Below are 16,164 nucleotides of genomic sequence, written 5' to 3' on the forward strand. Positions count from 1 at the left end.
TCGACGCCGCCGTCCGGCTTGGTAGGACAGGCGGGTGAAGATCGTCAGCTACAACGTCAACGGGATCAAGGCGCGGCTGCCGCGGCTGATCGAGTATCTCCAGGAAGAACAGCCCGATGTGGTGTGTCTCCAGGAGCTGAAATCCAGCGACGAGACCTTTCCCGACGCCGACGTCCGCGCCGCCGGCTATGGCGCCGTCTGGCATGGGCAGAAGGGGTTCAACGGCGTCGCCGTGCTGGCGCGCGGAGTCGATCCGGTCGAACGGCAGCGCGGGCTGGAGGGAGAGCCGGAGGATGAGCACAGCCGCTATCTGGAATGCGAGGTGTTCGGGCTGACGATCGCGTCGATCTATCTGCCCAACGGCAATCCGCAGCCGGGGCCGAAGTTCGACTATAAGCTGCGCTGGATCGAGCGGCTGACGCAGCGCGCCGCGGTGCTGCTGGCCGAGGAGCGGCCGACGATCCTGGCAGGCGACTATAATGTCATCCCCAATGACGACGACGTCTTTTCGGTGAAGGCGATGGCCAGCGACGCGCTGATGCAGCCCGAAAGCCGTGCGGGATACCGCCGGCTGGTGGCGCAGGGGTGGACCGACGCGCTGCGCGCGCGGCACCCCAACGGCGGCATCTGGACGTTCTGGGATTATCAGGCGGGCGCGTGGCAGCGTGATGCGGGCTTCCGCATCGACCACCTGCTGCTCAGCCCCGCGGTCGCCGACCGGCTGGTCGAGGCGGGAGTCGACAAGGCGTATCGCGGGCGCGAGAAGGCCAGCGATCATGCCCCCACCTGGGTGCGGCTGCGATGAGACGGCTGGCGATCCTGTCGCCGCTGGCGCTGGTGGTGGCGCTGCCCGCGGCGGCGCAGAGCGGGGGCGACGACGGCGACGTGCGTTTCTGCCCCAACCGCCCGTCGCTGGGCGCGAGCGGGTGCACCACGCTGCCGGGGCAGGTGCAGGTCGAGATGTCGGGCGTGGACTGGACCCGCGACCGGAAGGACGGCGCGCAATCCGATACGCTGTTGTACGGCGACGTCGTGGCGCGCATCGGCGTCAGCCGCAACGCGGAGGTGCAGGTCGGCTGGACGCCCTATGGCGCGGTGCGCACGCGCGACTTGGCGACCGGCGCGGCATCGCGGATCGGCGGCACTGGCGACGTGACGCTGGGGTTCCGCCGCGCGCTGAGCCACCCCGACGGCAAGGGGCTGTCGGCGGCGGTGCAGCCTTATGTCACGCTGCCGGTCGGCGGGCAGGCGATCGGCGCGGGGGACTGGTCGGCGGGGATGGTGCTGCCGGTCTATTACGAGATCGACGATCGCTGGAGCATCGACTTCACTGGGCAGGCGGCGGCAAAGGCCGACCAGGATCGCCACGGGCGGCATGTCGACGTCAGCGGCGTGGTGGGCCTGGGCTATGCGTTGAGCGATGCGGTGACGGCGGTGGCGGAGCTGTCCGCCGAGCGTGACGACGATCCGACGGGCGCGACGACGCAGACGCTGGCGGCGGTGTCGCTGGCGTGGCAGCCGACCAAGCGGACGCAGATCGACCTGCTGCTGGTCGGTGGACTGAACGATGCCGCGCCGGATGCACGGGTGGTGCTGGGCGGTGCGGTGGCGTTCTGACCAACCATCGGCGGATCGCGCCGATAGTTGGTGGTATAAGGCGGTAATACACCTGCCATATTTCAACGAAGCTTCTGTAATTGCTCCGTTATTTGAACTGGCACGCGGCGTGCAATGCCTCCGGTGTCCCGCCGACGGGATAAGGGAGACACGCCATGAAGACCATGTTTACCGCCGCCATCCTCGCGTCGCTGGTCGCGATCGCGCCGGCTGCCCAGGCGGAGCCGGGCGTCGAGAAGCCCGCCGATGTCGCTGCGACCGCCGCCTCCACCACCAGCGACAGCGCGCCGGTCGCCACTGCCGCGCCGAAGAAGCGCGCGAAGAACACGCTCTATTGCTACGATATGGAATCGACCGGCAGCCGGATCGCGACGCGCAGCTGCCGTACCCGCGCCGACTGGAAGCTGGTGGGCGTCACCGTGCCCAGCAACCTGTAACGCGATGGACAGAGGGTCACATTGTGACGCCGGCCGCGCTGCCGGCCGGCGTCACCCGGTGATCGGCGTCGCGCTGGCGATGCTGTTCCCGGTGACGGCCGCGTCGGCGCCGCTTACAGATCGCATTCGTAGATCTGATAGACCTTGTTGACGTGACTTTCGATCGCGGTGGCGATCGAATTCATCCCCTGGTTGTCGTCGAGAATCCAGCCAATCTCGCCGCGCGACGCGCCGTAATGTTCGACCGACGCCTTGCGGATCGCCTCGATCATCATGAAGGCCAGCTGGCTGGCGATGCGCGAGGACTGCAATTCCTTGCGCACCCCCATCAACGGCACGCGCATCGTCCGCACGCGCGGCTTGCGCAGCCACAGCAGCAGCTTTGCCCAGCCGAAGGGCAGGAGATTGCCGTTCAGCGGCGCGATCGCCTCGTTCAGGTCGGGCAGGGTGATCATGAACGCGACCGGCTTGCCCTCGATCTCCGCGATGCGGATCAGGTCGTTGAACACGATCGGCTTCAGCTTGACGCCGACGTCCTTGATCTCCGGCGGGGTGAGCGGGATGAAGCCCCAATTGTCCGACCAGGCATCGTTCAGGATATCGAGGATGATCGCGGCTTCCTCCTCGAACCGGCGCTTGTCGACCTGGCGCACGACGATCTTCGGATTGTTCTCGCCCGAACGGATGATTCGCTTCACGATCGGCGGGAATTCCTGCGTGATATCGAGTTCGTAGGTCTTGAGCTGCTTGACCGGGCGGTGCCCGGCGCGCTCGATCCAGCCGCGATATTCGGGCCTGGCATGGCCCATCATCACCGTGGGGGGGTGATCGTACCCCTCGATCAGCAGCCCGGGTTCTTCCCAGATCGACTGCGAGATCGGGCCGAGCGCCCGCACCTTCCCCTTGGCGCGCAGCCAGTCGGCCGCCGCCGCCATCAGCGCGGTGAAGACGGTTTCGTCCTCCGCCTCCATCAGGCCCCATTGGCCGACGTCGGGACCGAAGCCCTGCGCCGGGTCCATCGTCGCCGCCAGCGTGTCGATATGCGCGGAGATGCGCCCGACCACCGCACCGTCGCGATACGCCAGGAACAGCTGCGCCTCGGCATGGCTGTACCAGCCGTTCTTCTCCGGCGTGATCAGCCCCAGCGACTCGCCCTTGAGCGGCGGCACCCAGTTGGGATCGTCGCGATACAGCCGAAATGGCAGATCGACGAAGGTCTTGCGCTGCGCCTTGGTGGTGACGGGGGTGATGGTCAGCTGGCTCATGGCGCCGCTGGATAAACGCCTGTGTCGATCATGGCGAGTGAGCATTTGCACCGGCGCGGAGCGCCGCCCCCCTGTGATGGCCACCGTGTCGCCACTATGTTCGGGCAATGGACAATGTCATGACGACCTCGCTTACCATGGATCGCACGTCGGCCGGGGCATCGCCCGCGCGCGTCGCGATCGCCGACGACCGGGCGATGCTGAAGGCTGCCGCCGATCTGACCCGCGATCTGGTCCGCCCCGATCCGCGTATATACTGGGCCGACCTGATCGTGTCGGCGCTGGTCGGCTATGGCGCGCTGGCGGCGGCGGTGATGACCTCGTCCACCGGCTGGGCGATCCTGGCCGGGCTGGTCTCGATGCTGGCGCTGTATCGCGGCATGAGCATGATCCACGAACTGACGCACGTGAAGCACAGCGCGCTGCCGGGGTTCCGCACCGGCTGGAACCTGCTGATCGGCGTGCCGATGATGATCCCGTCGTTCATGTACGAAGGGGTGCACAACCTGCATCACGCGCGGACCCGCTACGGCACGTCGGAAGATCCCGAATATCTGCCGCTGGCGCTGATGAAGCCGTGGACGCTGCCGGTGTTCGTGATCGTGTCGCTGCTGGCGCCGATCGGCCTGCTGATCCGCTTCGCGATCCTGGCGCCGCTGTCGGCGCTGATCCGGCCGCTGCGCGAGGCGGTGGTGGCGCGTTACTCGGCGCTGTCGATCAACCCGTCGTTCCGGCGCCGGATGCCGACGGGCGAGGAGCGCACGCGCTGGACGCTGTGGGAAGCGGTGACGAGCGTATGGGCGATCGCGCTGATCGGCGCGGCGGCGACGGGCGTGCTGCCGCTGAAGGCGTTCGTGGCGTTCGTGCTGGTCGGGTCGGGTGTCGCGCTCATCAACCAGGTGCGCACGCTGGTGGCGCATCTGTGGGAGAATGAGGGCGAGGTGATGACGGTGACCGCGCAGTATCTCGATTCGGTCAACGTACCGCCGCCGGCGCTGCTGCCGGCGCTGTGGGCGCCGATCGGGCTGCGCTACCACGCGCTGCATCATCTGCTGCCGGGCGTGCCCTACCACGCGCTGGGCGAGGCGCACCGCCGCCTGTCCGCAGTGCTGGAGCCGGGCTCGCCCTATTACAAGGCGAACTATGCCGGGCTGCCGGGGCTGGTGAGCAAGCTGACGATCGCGACGCTGCGGCCGCGCTGATCGCCCGTCGTCGACGACAAAAAGGCCCGCGGATCATGCCGATCCGCGGGCCTTTTGCTGTCCTGCGCCGTCCAGGGACGGTGGCGGTTACTTGCTGCGTTCGACCTGTTCGAAGTCCAGCTCGACCGGGGTGGCGCGGCCGAAGATGCTGACCGACACCTTGACCTTGCTCTTGTCGAAATCGAGTTCCTCGACCGTGCCGTTGAAGCTGGCGAAGGGGCCTTCCAGCACCTTGACCGCGTCGCCGATCTCGTAATCGACCTTGACCTTGGTCTTCGGCGCGGCGGCGGTTTCCTCCTTCGACTGGAGCATCCGCGCGGCTTCCGCCTCGGAAATCGCCTGCGGCTTGCCCGACGAACCCAGGAAACCGGTCACCTTCGGCGTGTTCTTGACGAGGTGATAGACGTCGTCGTTCATGTTCAGCTTGGCCAGGACGTAGCCGGGCATGAACTTGCGTTCGACCGACACCTTCTTGCCGCGGCGGGCCTCGGTCACGGTTTCGGTCGGAACCTCGATCTGCTCGACCAGCTGCTCCAGACCCATGCGGGCGGCCTCGGACATGATCGAATCGCGGACCTTGCCCTCGAACCCGGAATAGGCGTGGATGATGTACCAGCGCGCCATCGTACTGAAATTCCCGTCCTTACTGCGCCAGGCTGAGCAGCAGCTTGACCACCGCGTTGAACATCGAATCAACGCCCAGGAAGAAGAGCGCCAGGATCGTCGTCATGATGACGACCATCACGCCCGTCATCACGGTTTCGCGACCGGTCGGCCACACGACCTTCGCGGTTTCGGCGCGAACCTGATTGATGAATTCCAGCGGTGAAGTCTTCGCCACGTGGTGGAGCCTTGCAATGGTGACCCGGCATAGGTCCGCCACCTTGTCCCCGGAAGGGAAAAGGTGATGAACCGTCCGCGCTGTCGGATGTGTCGGCGGACATAGGATCGTCGCGCGGAAAAGGCAAGCGCGCCCCGCTCGCTATCCGCCAGGTCCGCCGCAACAACAAAGGGCCGGGCGTCGCCGCCCGGCCCCGTCCATCAGCACGCGTTGGCGCGCGTCCCGTCGGATCAGTTGCTGTCGGAATCGTCGTCGTTGACGACCGCGATGACGCCGATCGCGGCGACGCCCGCCAGGATGATCGCGCCGAAGATGCCCGCGCCACCCAGCTCGCTCTTCTTCGCCGAGGGGGTCGCGGCGCGCGACTTGGCGACCGACAGGCTGGCAGCCGGGTTCGAAGCGGCAGGGGCTGCCGACGCCATGGTCGGGGCGGCGATCAGGCTGAGCGCGGCCACGCCGGCCAGGATGTTACGCATAAAAGTGGCTCCCTTAGAAACTAGCGCCCCAACACGCGGCAACGCCATTCGGTAACATCGCCTATCCCAAAATGTTCCGGGATGGACGGAATTTTCATCGAGGCGCAAAGGGGCCGCCCGGCCAGGGCGCCGCCGCCATGTCGCGTCCGGGTCAGGATATAGTGGCAGGAGTGGAGGGACTCGAACCCACGGCCCTCGGTTTTGGAGACCGATGCTCTACCAACTGAGCTACACTCCTGTGTGGGCGGGCACATGGCCGCACGCCGGACGCGAGTCAAGCGCGGCGTCGCGCACGGCCGCGTGCGATCAGGCGACCGCGCTGGTTGTGGCCTGGCCGCTGCGCAGCGCCAGCGCACGTGCATCGGCCACCGCCAGCGGGCGCCCGAAGTAGAAGCCCTGGATACAGGTGCAGCCCAGTTGCTGCACCATCTCCAGCTCGCGCGCTGTCTCCACGCCCTCGGCGGTGGTGGCCATGCCCAGGCTGTCGGCCATCGCCACGACGGCGCGGATGATCGCGACCGCCTCGGCGGTTCCGCTCGCCGCGTTGCGCACGAAGCTGCGGTCGATCTTGATCGAGGTGAAGCGCGTGCGGCCGAGATAGCCGAGCGAGGAATAGCCGGTGCCGAAATCGTCGAGACTGAGGCCGACGCCCAGTGCCTGGATCTTCTCCAGCACCTTGGTCGCGCCCAGCCCTTCGCGCAGGAACACGCTTTCGGTCACCTCCAGCTCCAGCCGCGACGGCATCAGGCCGCTGTCCGCCAGCGCCGTGGCGACGATGTTCAGGAACTGCGGCTGGTGCAGCTGTTCGGGCGACACGTTCACCGCGATGCGCATCGGCGCGGGCCAGCGCGCCGCCTCCATACAGGCGGTGCGGACCACCCATTCGCCGATCGCACCGATCAGGCGGGTTTCCTCAGCAATTCCGATGAAGCGATTGGGCGGGATCAGCCCCAGTTCGGGATGCTGCCAGCGCAGCAGCGCCTCGAACCCGCGCAGGTTGCCGGTGCGCGCGTCGACGACTGGCTGGTAGTTGAGGTGAAATTCGTCGCGTTCCAGCGCCTTGCGCAGCGCCAGTTCCAGGATGCGGCGCTCCTCCGCCTCGGCATGAAGCTGCGGTTCGTAGGCGTGGAACACCCCGCCGCCGCGATCCTTCGACCGGTAGAGCGCGAGATCGGCGGACCGGATCAGCGTTTCGGCAGCGCGGCCGTCGCGCGGATGGGTGGCGACGCCCACCGAGGCGCCGATGAACAGCGTGTGCTGATCGACCTCATAGGGACGCGACAGCGTGTCGATGATCGCATGGGCCAGCTGCTCGACGCGCTGCGGATCGCTGGCGTCGCGCACGACCACCGCAAATTCGTCACCGCCCAGCCGCCCGATGAACTCATTCTCGCTCATCAACCCGGTCAGCCGGCGCGAGACGCGCTCCAGCAGCCGATCGCCGACCGGATGGCCGAGCGTGTCGTTGACCGCCTTGAACCGGTCAAGGTCGATCATCATGAACGCGCAGCGGATGCCGCGCCGTTCTGCATCGACCAGCGCGTGGCCCAGCGACTCGTTGACGAACAGGCGGTTGGGCAGGCCGGTCAGCGTATCGAACCGCGCCATGCGATGGACCTTTTCGGTCGACACCTGCTGTTCGGTGACGTCGGAGGCGATGCCGCGGAAGCCCGCGAAATGCCCGTCGGCGTCGTGGCGCGGGGTGGCCGCGATCGTCCACCAGCGTTGCTGCCCGCCGGCCAGCACCGGGACGGCGATGCCATGGAAGCTGTCGCGGTTCTTCAACCGGTCGGCTAGCTGGCGCAGTCCGGCGTGAAAGGCGCCGCTGTCCCAGGACGGACCGGCAAGCAGCTGAAGCAGCGGCACGCCCTCGATCTCCGCCGGATCGCGCGCGCAGGCTTCCGCAAAGCGCGCATTGACCCGGACGATGCGGCGCGCGGCATCGGTTTCCCACAGCCAGTCGGCATGATCGGGATCGAATTCGTGCAGCGCCAGCCGGACGGTGGCGTCGCATTCCGCCAGCTGCTGTGCGCTCCGTTCAGCGGCGAACAGCGCCTGCGCGCGCGCGACCGCGATCGCGGCGGCCAGCAGCGGGATCGACAGCGCGGCCAGGCCCGCGACCGGCCCCGCCGCGGCCCACAGCGGCACCGCCGCGCAGGCGACGGCCGCCGCAACGAAGCCGAGCGTCAGCGCCAGCAGCCGCACCGCGGCGATGGCGAGCGCCAGCGCGCAGACGAACGTCCACAGCATGGGAACCGTCGTGCCCCCGCCGAGCGGCGCCGCCAGCCACATCGCGCCGCCCCACATCGCGCCCAGCGCGATGCCGTCGATCGCGCTGCCGCCAACTGCCGCCGCATTGTCGGCGTGCACGGCGCGCCGCCGGCGGATGAAGAGGATCAGCGCGACAAGCACGCCCACCGCGGCCCAGCCGCTCCACCTTATGTCCGCGGCGGGTGACGGCAGCATCGCCAGCACCCCGCATATCGCGGCGATCTGCGCCGCGAACAGCAGCGGGGCACCCTGCGCGGCGGCGCGCAGCTGCGCACGCCGTACCGCCCGTTCGACATCCGTGTACCCGCTCAGCGCGAGCGGCGCGAGCCAGGCATCGAGCGCGGAGGGGAGCGGGGGAGCGGTCACCCCATCCTGCTATCACCGCGCAGGTTGACGAACCGTTGACCGCGCGATGTAGGCGGGCGTGCCGAATTCGCCGGAATGGCGGTGAAAGGCGCGCCGCGCCGGCATCGATCGCCGGCGCGATGCGGCCCGGTCAGGCGGCGAGATCGTAGGGCTTGATCTCGCCCGCCAGATAGAGGTTGCGCGCCTTCGCGCGGCTCAGCTTGCCCGAGCTGGTGCGCGGCAGCGTGCGCGGCGGGATCAGCTCGACGACGCAGTTCATGCCCGTCACCGAGCGGACGCGATCGCGGATATCGTCGCGCAGGCGGCGGCGTTCGGCCTCGTCCGAGCTGCGGCACTGGACCAGTACGGCGGGGGTTTCCTCACCGCCCGGCGTGGTGATCGCGAAGGCCGCGATGTCGCCGGCCTTGAACCCCGGCAGCTGTTCGACCGCCCATTCGATATCCTGCGGCCAGTGGTTGCGGCCGTTGATGATGATCATGTCCTTGGCGCGGCCGACGATGAAGATGTAGCCGTCCGACATGTAGCCCATGTCGCCGGTGTCCAGCCAGTCGCCGTCCATGCACGCAGCGGTCGCATCGGGATCGCGGAAATAGCCGACCATCACCGACGGGCCACGGCACCATACCTTGCCGATCGCACCGTCGGGCAGGGGGGTGCCGTCTTCCTCGCGGACCTGGATCTCCATGTCGCGCACCGGCTTCCCGCAGTTCACGATCGCGCGATAGCGTTGCGGGCGATCCGCGCCGCCGCGCTCGCCGCCGGACAGCTCGGTTTCCTCGACCAGCTCGACGCGGATGCCCTCGCCCACCGGCATCAGCGACACCGCCAGCGTTGCTTCCGCCAGGCCATAGGAGGGCAGGAAGGCGGTCGCCTGGAAGCCGGCATCGGCAAAGGCATCGACGAATGCCTGCATCACGTCGGGGCGGATCATGTCCGCGCCATTGCCCGCAACGCGCCAGCGCGACAGGTCGAAGCGGTCCGACGCCTTCGTCTGGCTGGAGATGCGGCGGGCGCAGATGTCATAGCCGAAGGTCGGCGAATAGCTGAGCGAGGTGCCGGCGTTGCGGCTGATGAGGTCCAGCCACGACAGCGGGCGGCGGGCGAAATCCTCGGTCTTCAGGTAATCGGTCGACACCTGGTTGGCGACCGGCGACAGGAAGCAGCCGACCAGACCCATGTCGTGATACCAGGGCAGCCACGAGATGCAGCGGTCGGTCGCGGCGATCTGCATCCCGTGCGCATGCGCGGCCAGGTTGCTGAGCAGCGCGCGATGCGTCACCGCCACGCCATGCGGGAAGCGCGTCGAGCCGCTGGAATATTGCAGGTAGCAGACGTCGTCGCTGGCCAGTGCCGGCAGATCCGCGGCGGGCGCGGGGCGGGTGGCGAATTCGGTCCAGTCGACGCCCTCGACGCCCGAAGCCTCCGCCGCAGCGCCGGCCATCTGCGTCAGCTCCGCCGGATAGATCAGCATCTTCGGATCGCAGCTCGCCAGCTGGACGCGCAGCTGGTCGATGTAGGAATCGCGCCCGCCGAACGAGGTCGGCAGCGGCAGCGGCACCGGCCAGGCACCCGCCAGCACGGTGCCGAAGAACAGCGCGGCGAATTCCGCACTGGTTTCCGCGACCAGCGCGACCCGGTCGCCCGGTGCGATCCCGGCGGCGATCAGGCGCAGCGCGGCGAGCCGCGCATCGTCGCGCAGCTCGGCGAAGGGGTAGGCGCGCTGCAGCGTGCCGCGGGCATCGTGGAAGTTCAGCCCGCGTGCGGTCTGCGCGGCATAGTCCAGCGCCTCGGCCAGCGTCGCGAAATCCGCGAAGCGGCGCGGCAGCGGATCGGCAGTGGGCGTGGGCTGCGGCCCCGCGGTGGTGATGGCAATCTCGGTCGTCGTCATCGTCTGTCCCTGTCGCAACGATGGCCGTCGCGCAATCTCGATCGGTAAAAGATGCATTACTGAAGCGTTCAAAATCGGTGACCAGTGTGGCACAAACATGGCGTGCCGCCCCGATCGCGCTCCTCCCGTCCGCCGCCGCCGCTGGATGCCTGTGCGCTGGAGCAGCTGGCGCTGCGCTATGTCGAGCGGTTCGCGACCACGCGTGGCAAGCTGGCGCACTATCTGGCGCGCAAGATCCGCGAGCGCGGCTGGGACGGGGAGCCGGCCGACATCGCCGCGCTGACGCAACGGTTCGCGGAGAGGGGCTATGTCGACGATCGCGGTTTCGCGGCAATGAAGGGCGCTGCGCTGACTCGCTCAGGCTATGGCGTGCGGCGCGTCGCCGACGCGCTGCGCGCCGCGGGCGTGGCGGAGCCGGACGCCGCGACGGCACTGGCGGAGGCGCGCGCCGCGGCGTGGGACAGCGCGCTGAAACTGGCGCGCCGCCGCCGTATCGGCCCGTTCGCCGACGCCGTGCCCGATCCGCGCACCCGCGAGCGGCAGATGGCGGCGCTGCTGCGTGCCGGACACGGGATGGACATTGCCCGCCGTATCCTGGCGAGCCCGCCGGGACATATTCCCGACCCCGAATGACGTATCGGCGCTTGCGCTGGCGCCGTGTGCAGTGCAACCGTTAGCGCTCCTCCCAACAGGGGACCGACGTAAGTGGGAGAACAGGTACACGCACCCGCCGGGGGGGGCGGGGACGAAAGGGACGACGCGCCAGCGGCACCAGCCGCCGTGGCGGTGTCCGGCGTGCTCAAATGGTTCGACGCGACGCGCGGCTTCGGCTTCCTCGTCGCCGATGATGCGCAGATCGGCGATGTGCTGATCCATTTCAGCGTGCTGCAGGCGTTCGGCCGCCGCACCCTGCCCGAAGGCGCGCGGGTCGACGGCTGGGCGGTCCGCAGCGTCAAGGGCTGGCAGGCGACCGAGATCATCGCGATCGACACCAGCGTCGCGGTGGAGGCGCTGCGCGAGCGCGACCGCGAACGCATCGATCCCGCGACGCTGGTCGATCAGGCGGGCGAGTGGGAAGACGTGACGGTCAAGTGGTTCAACCGCCTGAAGGGCTATGGTTTCCTGACCGCCGACGTCCGCCCCGGCGATGTGTTCGTGCATATGGAGACGCTGCGTCGCGCCGGCATCGCGGAGGTCGATCCCGACCAGCGGCTGCGCGCGCGGATCGTGGAGGGGCGCAAGGGGCCGCTGGCGATCGGCGTGGCGCTGCACGAATGATCGCGCGCGCGACGATGATCGGCCCATTCGCCATTGAAGCGCCGCGCCGGCGCGGGTAAGCGGCGTCTCACGATGGGCATCAATCTCAATCCGTTCACCTGGTGGACCGGCGCGTCCTGGGGCACCATCCTGTACGGCCTGCGCGGCATGAAGCAGGTCGGCGAGGATTCGCTGGGCAACACCTATTGGCAGGGCGGCCGCGACACCGCGGGCGAGCCGCGCCGCTGGGTGATCTACGCCGGCGCCAACGACGTCAGCCGCATTCCGCCGGAATGGTACAGCTGGCTGCACCGGCAGGTGGACGGCGTTCCCGACGAGGTGCTGCCCCCCCCCCGCGCGTGGCAGAAGCCGGCGGTGCCCAACATGACCGGCACTGCGCTCGCCTATCGCCCGATGGGCGCGCTGGAGAAGGGCGGCACCCGTGCCGCCGCGACCGGCGATTATGAGGCGTGGAACCCCGACGCATGATCCGCCGGCTCGCGATCGGCGGGCTGGTCGTGGTGGCGGTGGCGGGCGCGGCCTGGACCGGCGTGAACGTGCTGGGGGATCGGCGGCGCGACGCGCCGCAGGTCAGCAAGGCGGTGCCCGATGCGGTCCCCGCGACCGCGGGCGCCGATGCGCCCGGTGCGGGCGACACCGTGCAGCTGGATGCGCAGGACGCCCCCGTCGACTACGGCAAGACGCCGATGGCGGAGCGGGTGGCGGTGCTCGGCCTGCTCAACAAGCGCAACGGCGTCAGCCGCGACGTGACGATGCGCCCGGGCCAGGCACTGCGCGTCGGCGACGTCGTCATCCGGCTGCGCGCGTGCGAGAAGACCGCGCCGTGGGAGGCCGAGCAGCTGACCGGCGCATTCGTCCAGCTGGCGGTGCGCAATATCGACGGGCAGTGGCGCCGGGTCTTTTCGGGCTGGCTGTACAAGGAACGCCCGCAGCTGAACGTCGTGCTGCACCCGGTCTATGACGTCTGGGCCAAGAGCTGTACTGTCAGCTTTCCGGAGGGCGCGGCTCCGGCACCGGCGAGCCCCTCCAGCGCAAAGAAATCGCCGGCCCCCGCCGCCGCTGATGCGGCTTCGACGGAGGCGGAGGAAGCGGCGCCTGCGGACGAACCGGTCGCCGAAAGCGCATCGCCCAGCAACGCCATGTAGCGGCTGCGGTCGATCTCCACCGCGCCCAGCGAGGCGAGGTGATCGGTCATGAACTGGCAATCCAGCAGCGTGAAACTGCCCGCCTTCAGCCGCGCGACCAGCGTGGCGATCGCGACCTTCGATGCATTGGGTGCGCGGCTGACCATGCTTTCGCCGAAGAAGGCGCGGCCCATCGCCAGGCCGTAGAGCCCGCCGACCAGCGCGTCGCCGTCCCAGCATTCGACCGAATGGGCCAGGCCCAGCGCATGCAGCCGGACGAACGCCTGTTCGATCGCGGCGTTGATCCACGTTTCCGGCCGGTCGTCGGCCGCCTGCGCGCACAGCGCGATGATCCGTTCGAAGGCGCGATCGGCGGTGACGCGGAAACGATCCGCGACGATCACCTTGCGCAGCGAACGGGAGAGGTGGAAGCCGTCGATCGGCAGGATCGCGCGGCGGCGCGGTTCGACCCAATAGACGTCGGCGGCGTCGCGGCTGTCCGCCATCGGAAATACGCCGACCGAATAGGCGCCCAGCAGCAGCGACGGATCGAGCGGGGCGGGGGCCGGATCGGGGATCAGGCGGGTCGTCGTTCAATCCTCCGCCACAGATGCGTGAAGGCGGCGGCGACCGGGCTGCGCGGCGCGGCGACCCCGACCGGCAGCCGGCGCGCGGTGGCGTTTTCCACCGCGCTGGCCATCGGGATCGCCGGCCAGTCGGGATGCCGCTGCATCGCCTCGACATGCAGTGCGCGGCGGCGGTCGACCATCACATGCACCGGCAGCATTGGCACCTGCCCGCCGAACTGCGCCTCCACCGTGGCGAAGGCGCGCTGCGACAGCGGGGAGGGGATGACCGGCACGACGATCAGGTCGGCGGCGCGCGCGACCTGATCGGCGGTTTCGGTCAGGCCCGGCGGGCAATCGAGGATCACCACGTCATGGTCGCCCAGATCGGCGATCAGCTTGCGCAGCCGGCGCTTCTTGTCGAGTTCGCGGAACAGGTGGTTGAGATCGCGCAGCGAGCTGTCGGCGGGCAGCAGTTCCAGCCGGTCGAAGCGCGTGCGCTCGATCATCTTGGCGGGGGCGACATCGCGGGAGAACAGCGCCTGCGCGCGGTCGTGCTGCCCGCTGTCGCCCAGGATCCAGCTGGACGCCGCCTGCGGGTCGAGATCCCACAGCAATGTCCGCCGGGCCGACAGTGCCGAGGCGCACCACGCCAGATTGACCGCAAGAGTCGATTTCCCGACGCCGCCCTTCAGACTGTAGATCGCGATGGTGGTCATGTTGACGGATGTTAGGGGGGCGGTGCCGGGCGGGCAAGGCATGGTAGGGCGTGGCGGGGCGCGGTGCCGGTGCGATACGCATAAAAAAGCCCTTCCCGCGATGGCGCGGGAAGGGCGTTGAACGATGGGATATGCGATCAGGAGTGGCAGGCGATCGCCGACTTGCCCGGGCGCGTCAACGTGACCTCGCTGGTCGAACCGGTCAGCGACCAGCCGCCGTCCGCGGTCAGCGGCTTGCCGGCTTCCGCGCCCTTCAGCATGGTGGGGGTGCCGCCCTTTTCGGTGCGCACGACCACCTGCTTGTCGCCCTGGAAGAAGGTGACGTAGACGAGGCTGCCGTCCTTGCAGCGCATCGTCTTGTCCGCCTTGATCGCGGGCGGCAGCTCGACCGGCGCGGCATTGGCCAGCGTCGACGCCATCGGATCGGGGTTGGAATCCAGCACCTGCGGCTTGGACGGTTCGGAGTTGCATGCTGCGAGCGCGAAGATCGCGGCGGCGACGGGAAGAAGGGGGAGCGTCTTCATAGCCCATATCGCTTCGCTTATGCGGAAAAATACGTCAAGGGCGGGATGCAAACGACCGGCTTTTCCGCAGGCGCGAACGGTCGCTGTCCCGCGACTCAAAGGCGGGCCATCGGGCGCGAAAGTTTTTCGATCGCTTGCGCCGCGCGGGCTGCGCAAGCATCTAGGCGCCATGCATACGACCCCCGATACGCTGGCCCTGATCGGCAATACCCCGCTCGTCCGGCTGAAGGGGCCGAGCGAGGCGACCGGCTGCGACATCTTCGGCAAGTGCGAGTTCGCGAACCCCGGCGCCAGCGTGAAGGATCGCGCGGCGCTGTCGATCGTCGAGGATGCCGAGGAGCGCGGGCTGCTGACCCCCGGCGGCACGATCGTCGAGGGGACGGCGGGCAATACCGGGATCGGCCTGGCGCTGGTCGCCAACGCCAAGGGATATCGGACGATCATCGTCATGCCCGACACCCAGTCCAAGGAGAAGATGGACACGCTGCGCGCGCTGGGGGCGGAGCTGGTGACGGTACCGGCCGCGCCCTATTCCTCGCCCTGCCATTTCGTCCACACCTCGCGCCGGATCGCGGAGGAGACGCCGGGCGCGATCTGGGCCAACCAGTTCGACAATATCGCCAACCGCCGCGCGCATATCACCGGCACCGCCGAGGAGATCTGGGCGCAGATGGACGGGCGGGTCGACGGCTTCACCTGCGCGGTCGGCACGGGCGGCACCTTCGCGGGCGTCGGCCTGGGGCTGAAGGCGAAGGACGAGGCCGTGTGCATCGCGCTGAGCGATCCGCACGGCGCGGCGCTGTACGATTATTACGCACATGGCGAACTGAGGTCCGAAGGGTCGTCGGTCGCCGAAGGGATCGGGCAGGGGCGGATCACCGCCAATCTGGAGGGCGCGCCGGTCGACACGCAATTCCGTATCCCCGACCAGGAGGCGCTCGACTGGGTCGACCGGCTGCTGCGCGAGGAAGGGCTGTGCCTGGGGCTGTCGTCGGGCATCAACGTGGCGGGCGCGGTACGGCTGGCGCGCGAGCTGGGACCGGGCAAGCGGATCGCGACGATCCTGTGCGACACCGGTTTCCGCTATCTTTCGACCCTCTACGATCCGGCATGGCTAACCGCGAAGGGGCTGGTGCGGCGTACCGCGTGAGCGCGGGAATCGACACATGCGCGACGATGAGATAGAGTCGCGCGACGAAATGAAGGTTCCGCATCGCGACAAGGACAGCGCCGAGCGCGCACAGGCCGATCAGGTGCGACAGCGCGTGCGCGTCGGGATGAGCGGGCTGGCCGCGATCGTCCTGCTGATCGGGCTTGCCAGCGCGGTCTTCTCCAGCGTCGATCACAACAGCGCGACAAAGGCCGCCACCGGTGCGAGCGACCCGGCGGGTGTCGTCGCCAACGAAGCCGTGCCCGAGCCGGCACCGTCGGCCAGCAACGAGCCGCTTGCCGAACTGGGCGTCGCCCCGGCGGCGGCGAACACCCCCGTGCCCGCCGCATCCCCCTCCGCCGCGCACTGAGCGCGACGATCCGGCCATGACGATCGCCCGTTTCCCGCGCCCCGCCCCGGATTCGCGCGTCGCCGCAGCG

The 16,164-nt window shown here is 68.8% G+C and carries 18 protein-coding genes, 1 tRNA gene and 1 pseudogene; 10 read left to right on the forward strand and 10 right to left on the reverse strand.

What is annotated here, in order from left to right; genetic code table 11:
* Positions 1–34: 34 nt before the first annotated feature.
* The 3 genes from xth to COA17_RS03465 all read left to right on the forward strand — a co-directional run bounded on the left by xth (position 35) and on the right by COA17_RS03465 (position 2,054).
* The gene (gene xth / locus COA17_RS03455; protein ID WP_096610165.1) at positions 35–805 is read left to right on the forward strand and encodes an exodeoxyribonuclease III; all 771 of its coding nucleotides are present in this window, start codon (positions 35–37) and stop codon (positions 803–805) included.
* The gene (locus COA17_RS03460; protein ID WP_096610167.1) at positions 802–1,617 is read left to right on the forward strand and encodes a transporter; all 816 of its coding nucleotides are present in this window, start codon (positions 802–804) and stop codon (positions 1,615–1,617) included. Before xth ends, COA17_RS03460 begins: the two co-directional genes overlap by 4 nt.
* Positions 1,618–1,772: 155 nt before the next feature.
* Entirely contained in the window at positions 1,773–2,054 is a 282-nt protein-coding gene (locus tag COA17_RS03465; RefSeq protein ID WP_096610168.1) for a hypothetical protein, read from the forward strand.
* A gap of 113 nt (positions 2,055–2,167) precedes the next feature.
* On the opposite strand, the gene COA17_RS03470 is transcribed toward COA17_RS03465, so the two are convergent.
* Positions 2,168–3,319, reverse strand: coding sequence for an N-acetyltransferase (locus tag COA17_RS03470; protein WP_096610170.1), 1,152 nt, complete (start codon positions 3,317–3,319; stop codon positions 2,168–2,170).
* 119 nt (positions 3,320–3,438) lie between these two features.
* Here COA17_RS03470 and COA17_RS03475 point away from each other — a divergent pair, with 119 nt between their 5' ends.
* Positions 3,439–4,521, forward strand: coding sequence for a fatty acid desaturase family protein (locus COA17_RS03475; RefSeq protein ID WP_096610773.1), 1,083 nt, complete (start codon positions 3,439–3,441; stop codon positions 4,519–4,521).
* 87 nt (positions 4,522–4,608) lie between these two features.
* Here the strand turns inward: COA17_RS03475 and nusG are convergent, their stop codons facing one another.
* The 6 genes from nusG to COA17_RS03505 all read right to left on the reverse strand — a co-directional run bounded on the left by nusG (position 4,609) and on the right by COA17_RS03505 (position 10,363).
* A complete protein-coding gene (gene nusG / locus COA17_RS03480; protein WP_066484352.1) occupies positions 4,609–5,145 on the reverse strand; it encodes a transcription termination/antitermination protein NusG in 537 nt (178 codons plus the stop codon).
* A gap of 19 nt (positions 5,146–5,164) precedes the next feature.
* Complete coding sequence (gene secE, locus COA17_RS03485) at positions 5,165–5,362, reverse strand: preprotein translocase subunit SecE (protein ID WP_066484356.1); 198 nt, start codon at positions 5,360–5,362, stop codon at positions 5,165–5,167.
* Positions 5,363–5,592: 230 nt separating this feature from the next.
* On the reverse strand, positions 5,593–5,838 hold the full coding sequence (locus COA17_RS03490; RefSeq protein ID WP_245857382.1) for a hypothetical protein: 246 nt from the start codon (positions 5,836–5,838) through the stop codon (positions 5,593–5,595).
* Between the two features lie 162 nt (positions 5,839–6,000).
* A tRNA-Trp gene (locus tag COA17_RS03495) sits at positions 6,001–6,076 on the reverse strand.
* A 68-nt stretch (positions 6,077–6,144) separates the two neighbouring features.
* Complete coding sequence (locus COA17_RS03500) at positions 6,145–8,475, reverse strand: putative bifunctional diguanylate cyclase/phosphodiesterase (protein ID WP_245857384.1); 2,331 nt, start codon at positions 8,473–8,475, stop codon at positions 6,145–6,147.
* Between the two features lie 130 nt (positions 8,476–8,605).
* Positions 8,606–10,363 (reverse strand): fatty acyl-AMP ligase, encoded by a 1,758-nt coding sequence (locus tag COA17_RS03505; protein WP_066490558.1) that lies wholly within the window; start codon positions 10,361–10,363, stop codon positions 8,606–8,608.
* A 102-nt stretch (positions 10,364–10,465) separates the two neighbouring features.
* Between COA17_RS03505 and COA17_RS03510 the strand changes: the two genes are divergently transcribed.
* The 4 genes and pseudogenes from COA17_RS03510 to COA17_RS19835 all read left to right on the forward strand — a co-directional run.
* Positions 10,466–10,996, forward strand: coding sequence for a regulatory protein RecX (locus COA17_RS03510; protein ID WP_245857386.1), 531 nt, complete (start codon positions 10,466–10,468; stop codon positions 10,994–10,996).
* Between the two features lie 147 nt (positions 10,997–11,143).
* A complete protein-coding gene (locus tag COA17_RS03515; protein ID WP_231738960.1) occupies positions 11,144–11,641 on the forward strand; it encodes a cold-shock protein in 498 nt (165 codons plus the stop codon).
* 72 nt (positions 11,642–11,713) lie between these two features.
* Complete coding sequence (locus tag COA17_RS03520) at positions 11,714–12,109, forward strand: NADH:ubiquinone oxidoreductase subunit NDUFA12 (protein ID WP_066490561.1); 396 nt, start codon at positions 11,714–11,716, stop codon at positions 12,107–12,109.
* Positions 12,110–12,393: 284 nt separating this feature from the next.
* A pseudogene (locus COA17_RS19835) lies at positions 12,394–12,561 on the forward strand (DUF2155 domain-containing protein); the annotation flags it as partial.
* Between the two features lie 35 nt (positions 12,562–12,596).
* Here the strand turns inward: COA17_RS19835 and aat are convergent.
* From aat to COA17_RS03540, 3 genes are all read right to left on the reverse strand, one after another.
* Positions 12,597–13,271, reverse strand: coding sequence for a leucyl/phenylalanyl-tRNA--protein transferase (gene aat / locus COA17_RS03530; protein WP_217990986.1), 675 nt, complete (start codon positions 13,269–13,271; stop codon positions 12,597–12,599).
* Positions 13,272–13,342: 71 nt separating this feature from the next.
* On the reverse strand, positions 13,343–14,050 hold the full coding sequence (locus COA17_RS03535; RefSeq protein WP_066490554.1) for a ParA family protein: 708 nt from the start codon (positions 14,048–14,050) through the stop codon (positions 13,343–13,345).
* A gap of 137 nt (positions 14,051–14,187) precedes the next feature.
* Positions 14,188–14,574: a hypothetical protein gene (locus COA17_RS03540; RefSeq protein ID WP_066491984.1), complete on the reverse strand. Its 387-nt coding sequence runs from the start codon at positions 14,572–14,574 to the stop codon at positions 14,188–14,190.
* Between the two features lie 169 nt (positions 14,575–14,743).
* On the opposite strand from COA17_RS03540, the gene COA17_RS03545 reads away from it, so the two are divergent.
* A complete protein-coding gene (locus tag COA17_RS03545) occupies positions 14,744–15,724 on the forward strand; it encodes a cysteine synthase A (protein WP_066491981.1) in 981 nt (326 codons plus the stop codon).
* Between the two features lie 16 nt (positions 15,725–15,740).
* Complete coding sequence (locus tag COA17_RS03550) at positions 15,741–16,094, forward strand: hypothetical protein (RefSeq protein ID WP_245857388.1); 354 nt, start codon at positions 15,741–15,743, stop codon at positions 16,092–16,094.
* The last annotated feature ends 70 nt before the right edge of the window (positions 16,095–16,164 follow it).

The sequence above is a fragment of the Sphingomonas ginsenosidimutans genome, assembly GCF_002374835.1.
In the GTDB taxonomy this organism is placed as follows: Bacteria; Pseudomonadota; Alphaproteobacteria; order Sphingomonadales; family Sphingomonadaceae; genus Sphingomonas; species Sphingomonas ginsenosidimutans.

Bases quoted from the DNA above. Each gene is read 5' to 3' on its own strand.
- COA17_RS03460 (WP_096610167.1), top strand. From the start codon at position 802: ATGAGACGGCTGGCGATCCTGTCGCCGCTGGCGCTGGTGGTGGCGCTG.
- COA17_RS03465 (WP_096610168.1), top strand. From the start codon at position 1,773: ATGAAGACCATGTTTACCGCCGCCATCCTCGCGTCGCTGGTCGCGATC.
- COA17_RS03470 (WP_096610170.1), bottom strand. From the start codon at position 3,319: ATGAGCCAGCTGACCATCACCCCCGTCACCACCAAGGCGCAGCGCAAG.
- COA17_RS03475 (WP_096610773.1), top strand. From the start codon at position 3,439: ATGACGACCTCGCTTACCATGGATCGCACGTCGGCCGGGGCATCGCCC.
- nusG (WP_066484352.1), bottom strand. From the start codon at position 5,145: ATGGCGCGCTGGTACATCATCCACGCCTATTCCGGGTTCGAGGGCAAG.
- COA17_RS03490 (WP_245857382.1), bottom strand. From the start codon at position 5,838: ATGCGTAACATCCTGGCCGGCGTGGCCGCGCTCAGCCTGATCGCCGCC.
- COA17_RS03505 (WP_066490558.1), bottom strand. From the start codon at position 10,363: ATGACGACGACCGAGATTGCCATCACCACCGCGGGGCCGCAGCCCACG.
- COA17_RS03520 (WP_066490561.1), top strand. From the start codon at position 11,714: ATGGGCATCAATCTCAATCCGTTCACCTGGTGGACCGGCGCGTCCTGG.
- aat (WP_217990986.1), bottom strand. From the start codon at position 13,271: ATGGCGGACAGCCGCGACGCCGCCGACGTCTATTGGGTCGAACCGCGC.
- COA17_RS03535 (WP_066490554.1), bottom strand. From the start codon at position 14,050: ATGACCACCATCGCGATCTACAGTCTGAAGGGCGGCGTCGGGAAATCG.
- COA17_RS03540 (WP_066491984.1), bottom strand. From the start codon at position 14,574: ATGAAGACGCTCCCCCTTCTTCCCGTCGCCGCCGCGATCTTCGCGCTC.
- COA17_RS03545 (WP_066491981.1), top strand. From the start codon at position 14,744: ATGCATACGACCCCCGATACGCTGGCCCTGATCGGCAATACCCCGCTC.
- COA17_RS03550 (WP_245857388.1), top strand. From the start codon at position 15,741: ATGCGCGACGATGAGATAGAGTCGCGCGACGAAATGAAGGTTCCGCAT.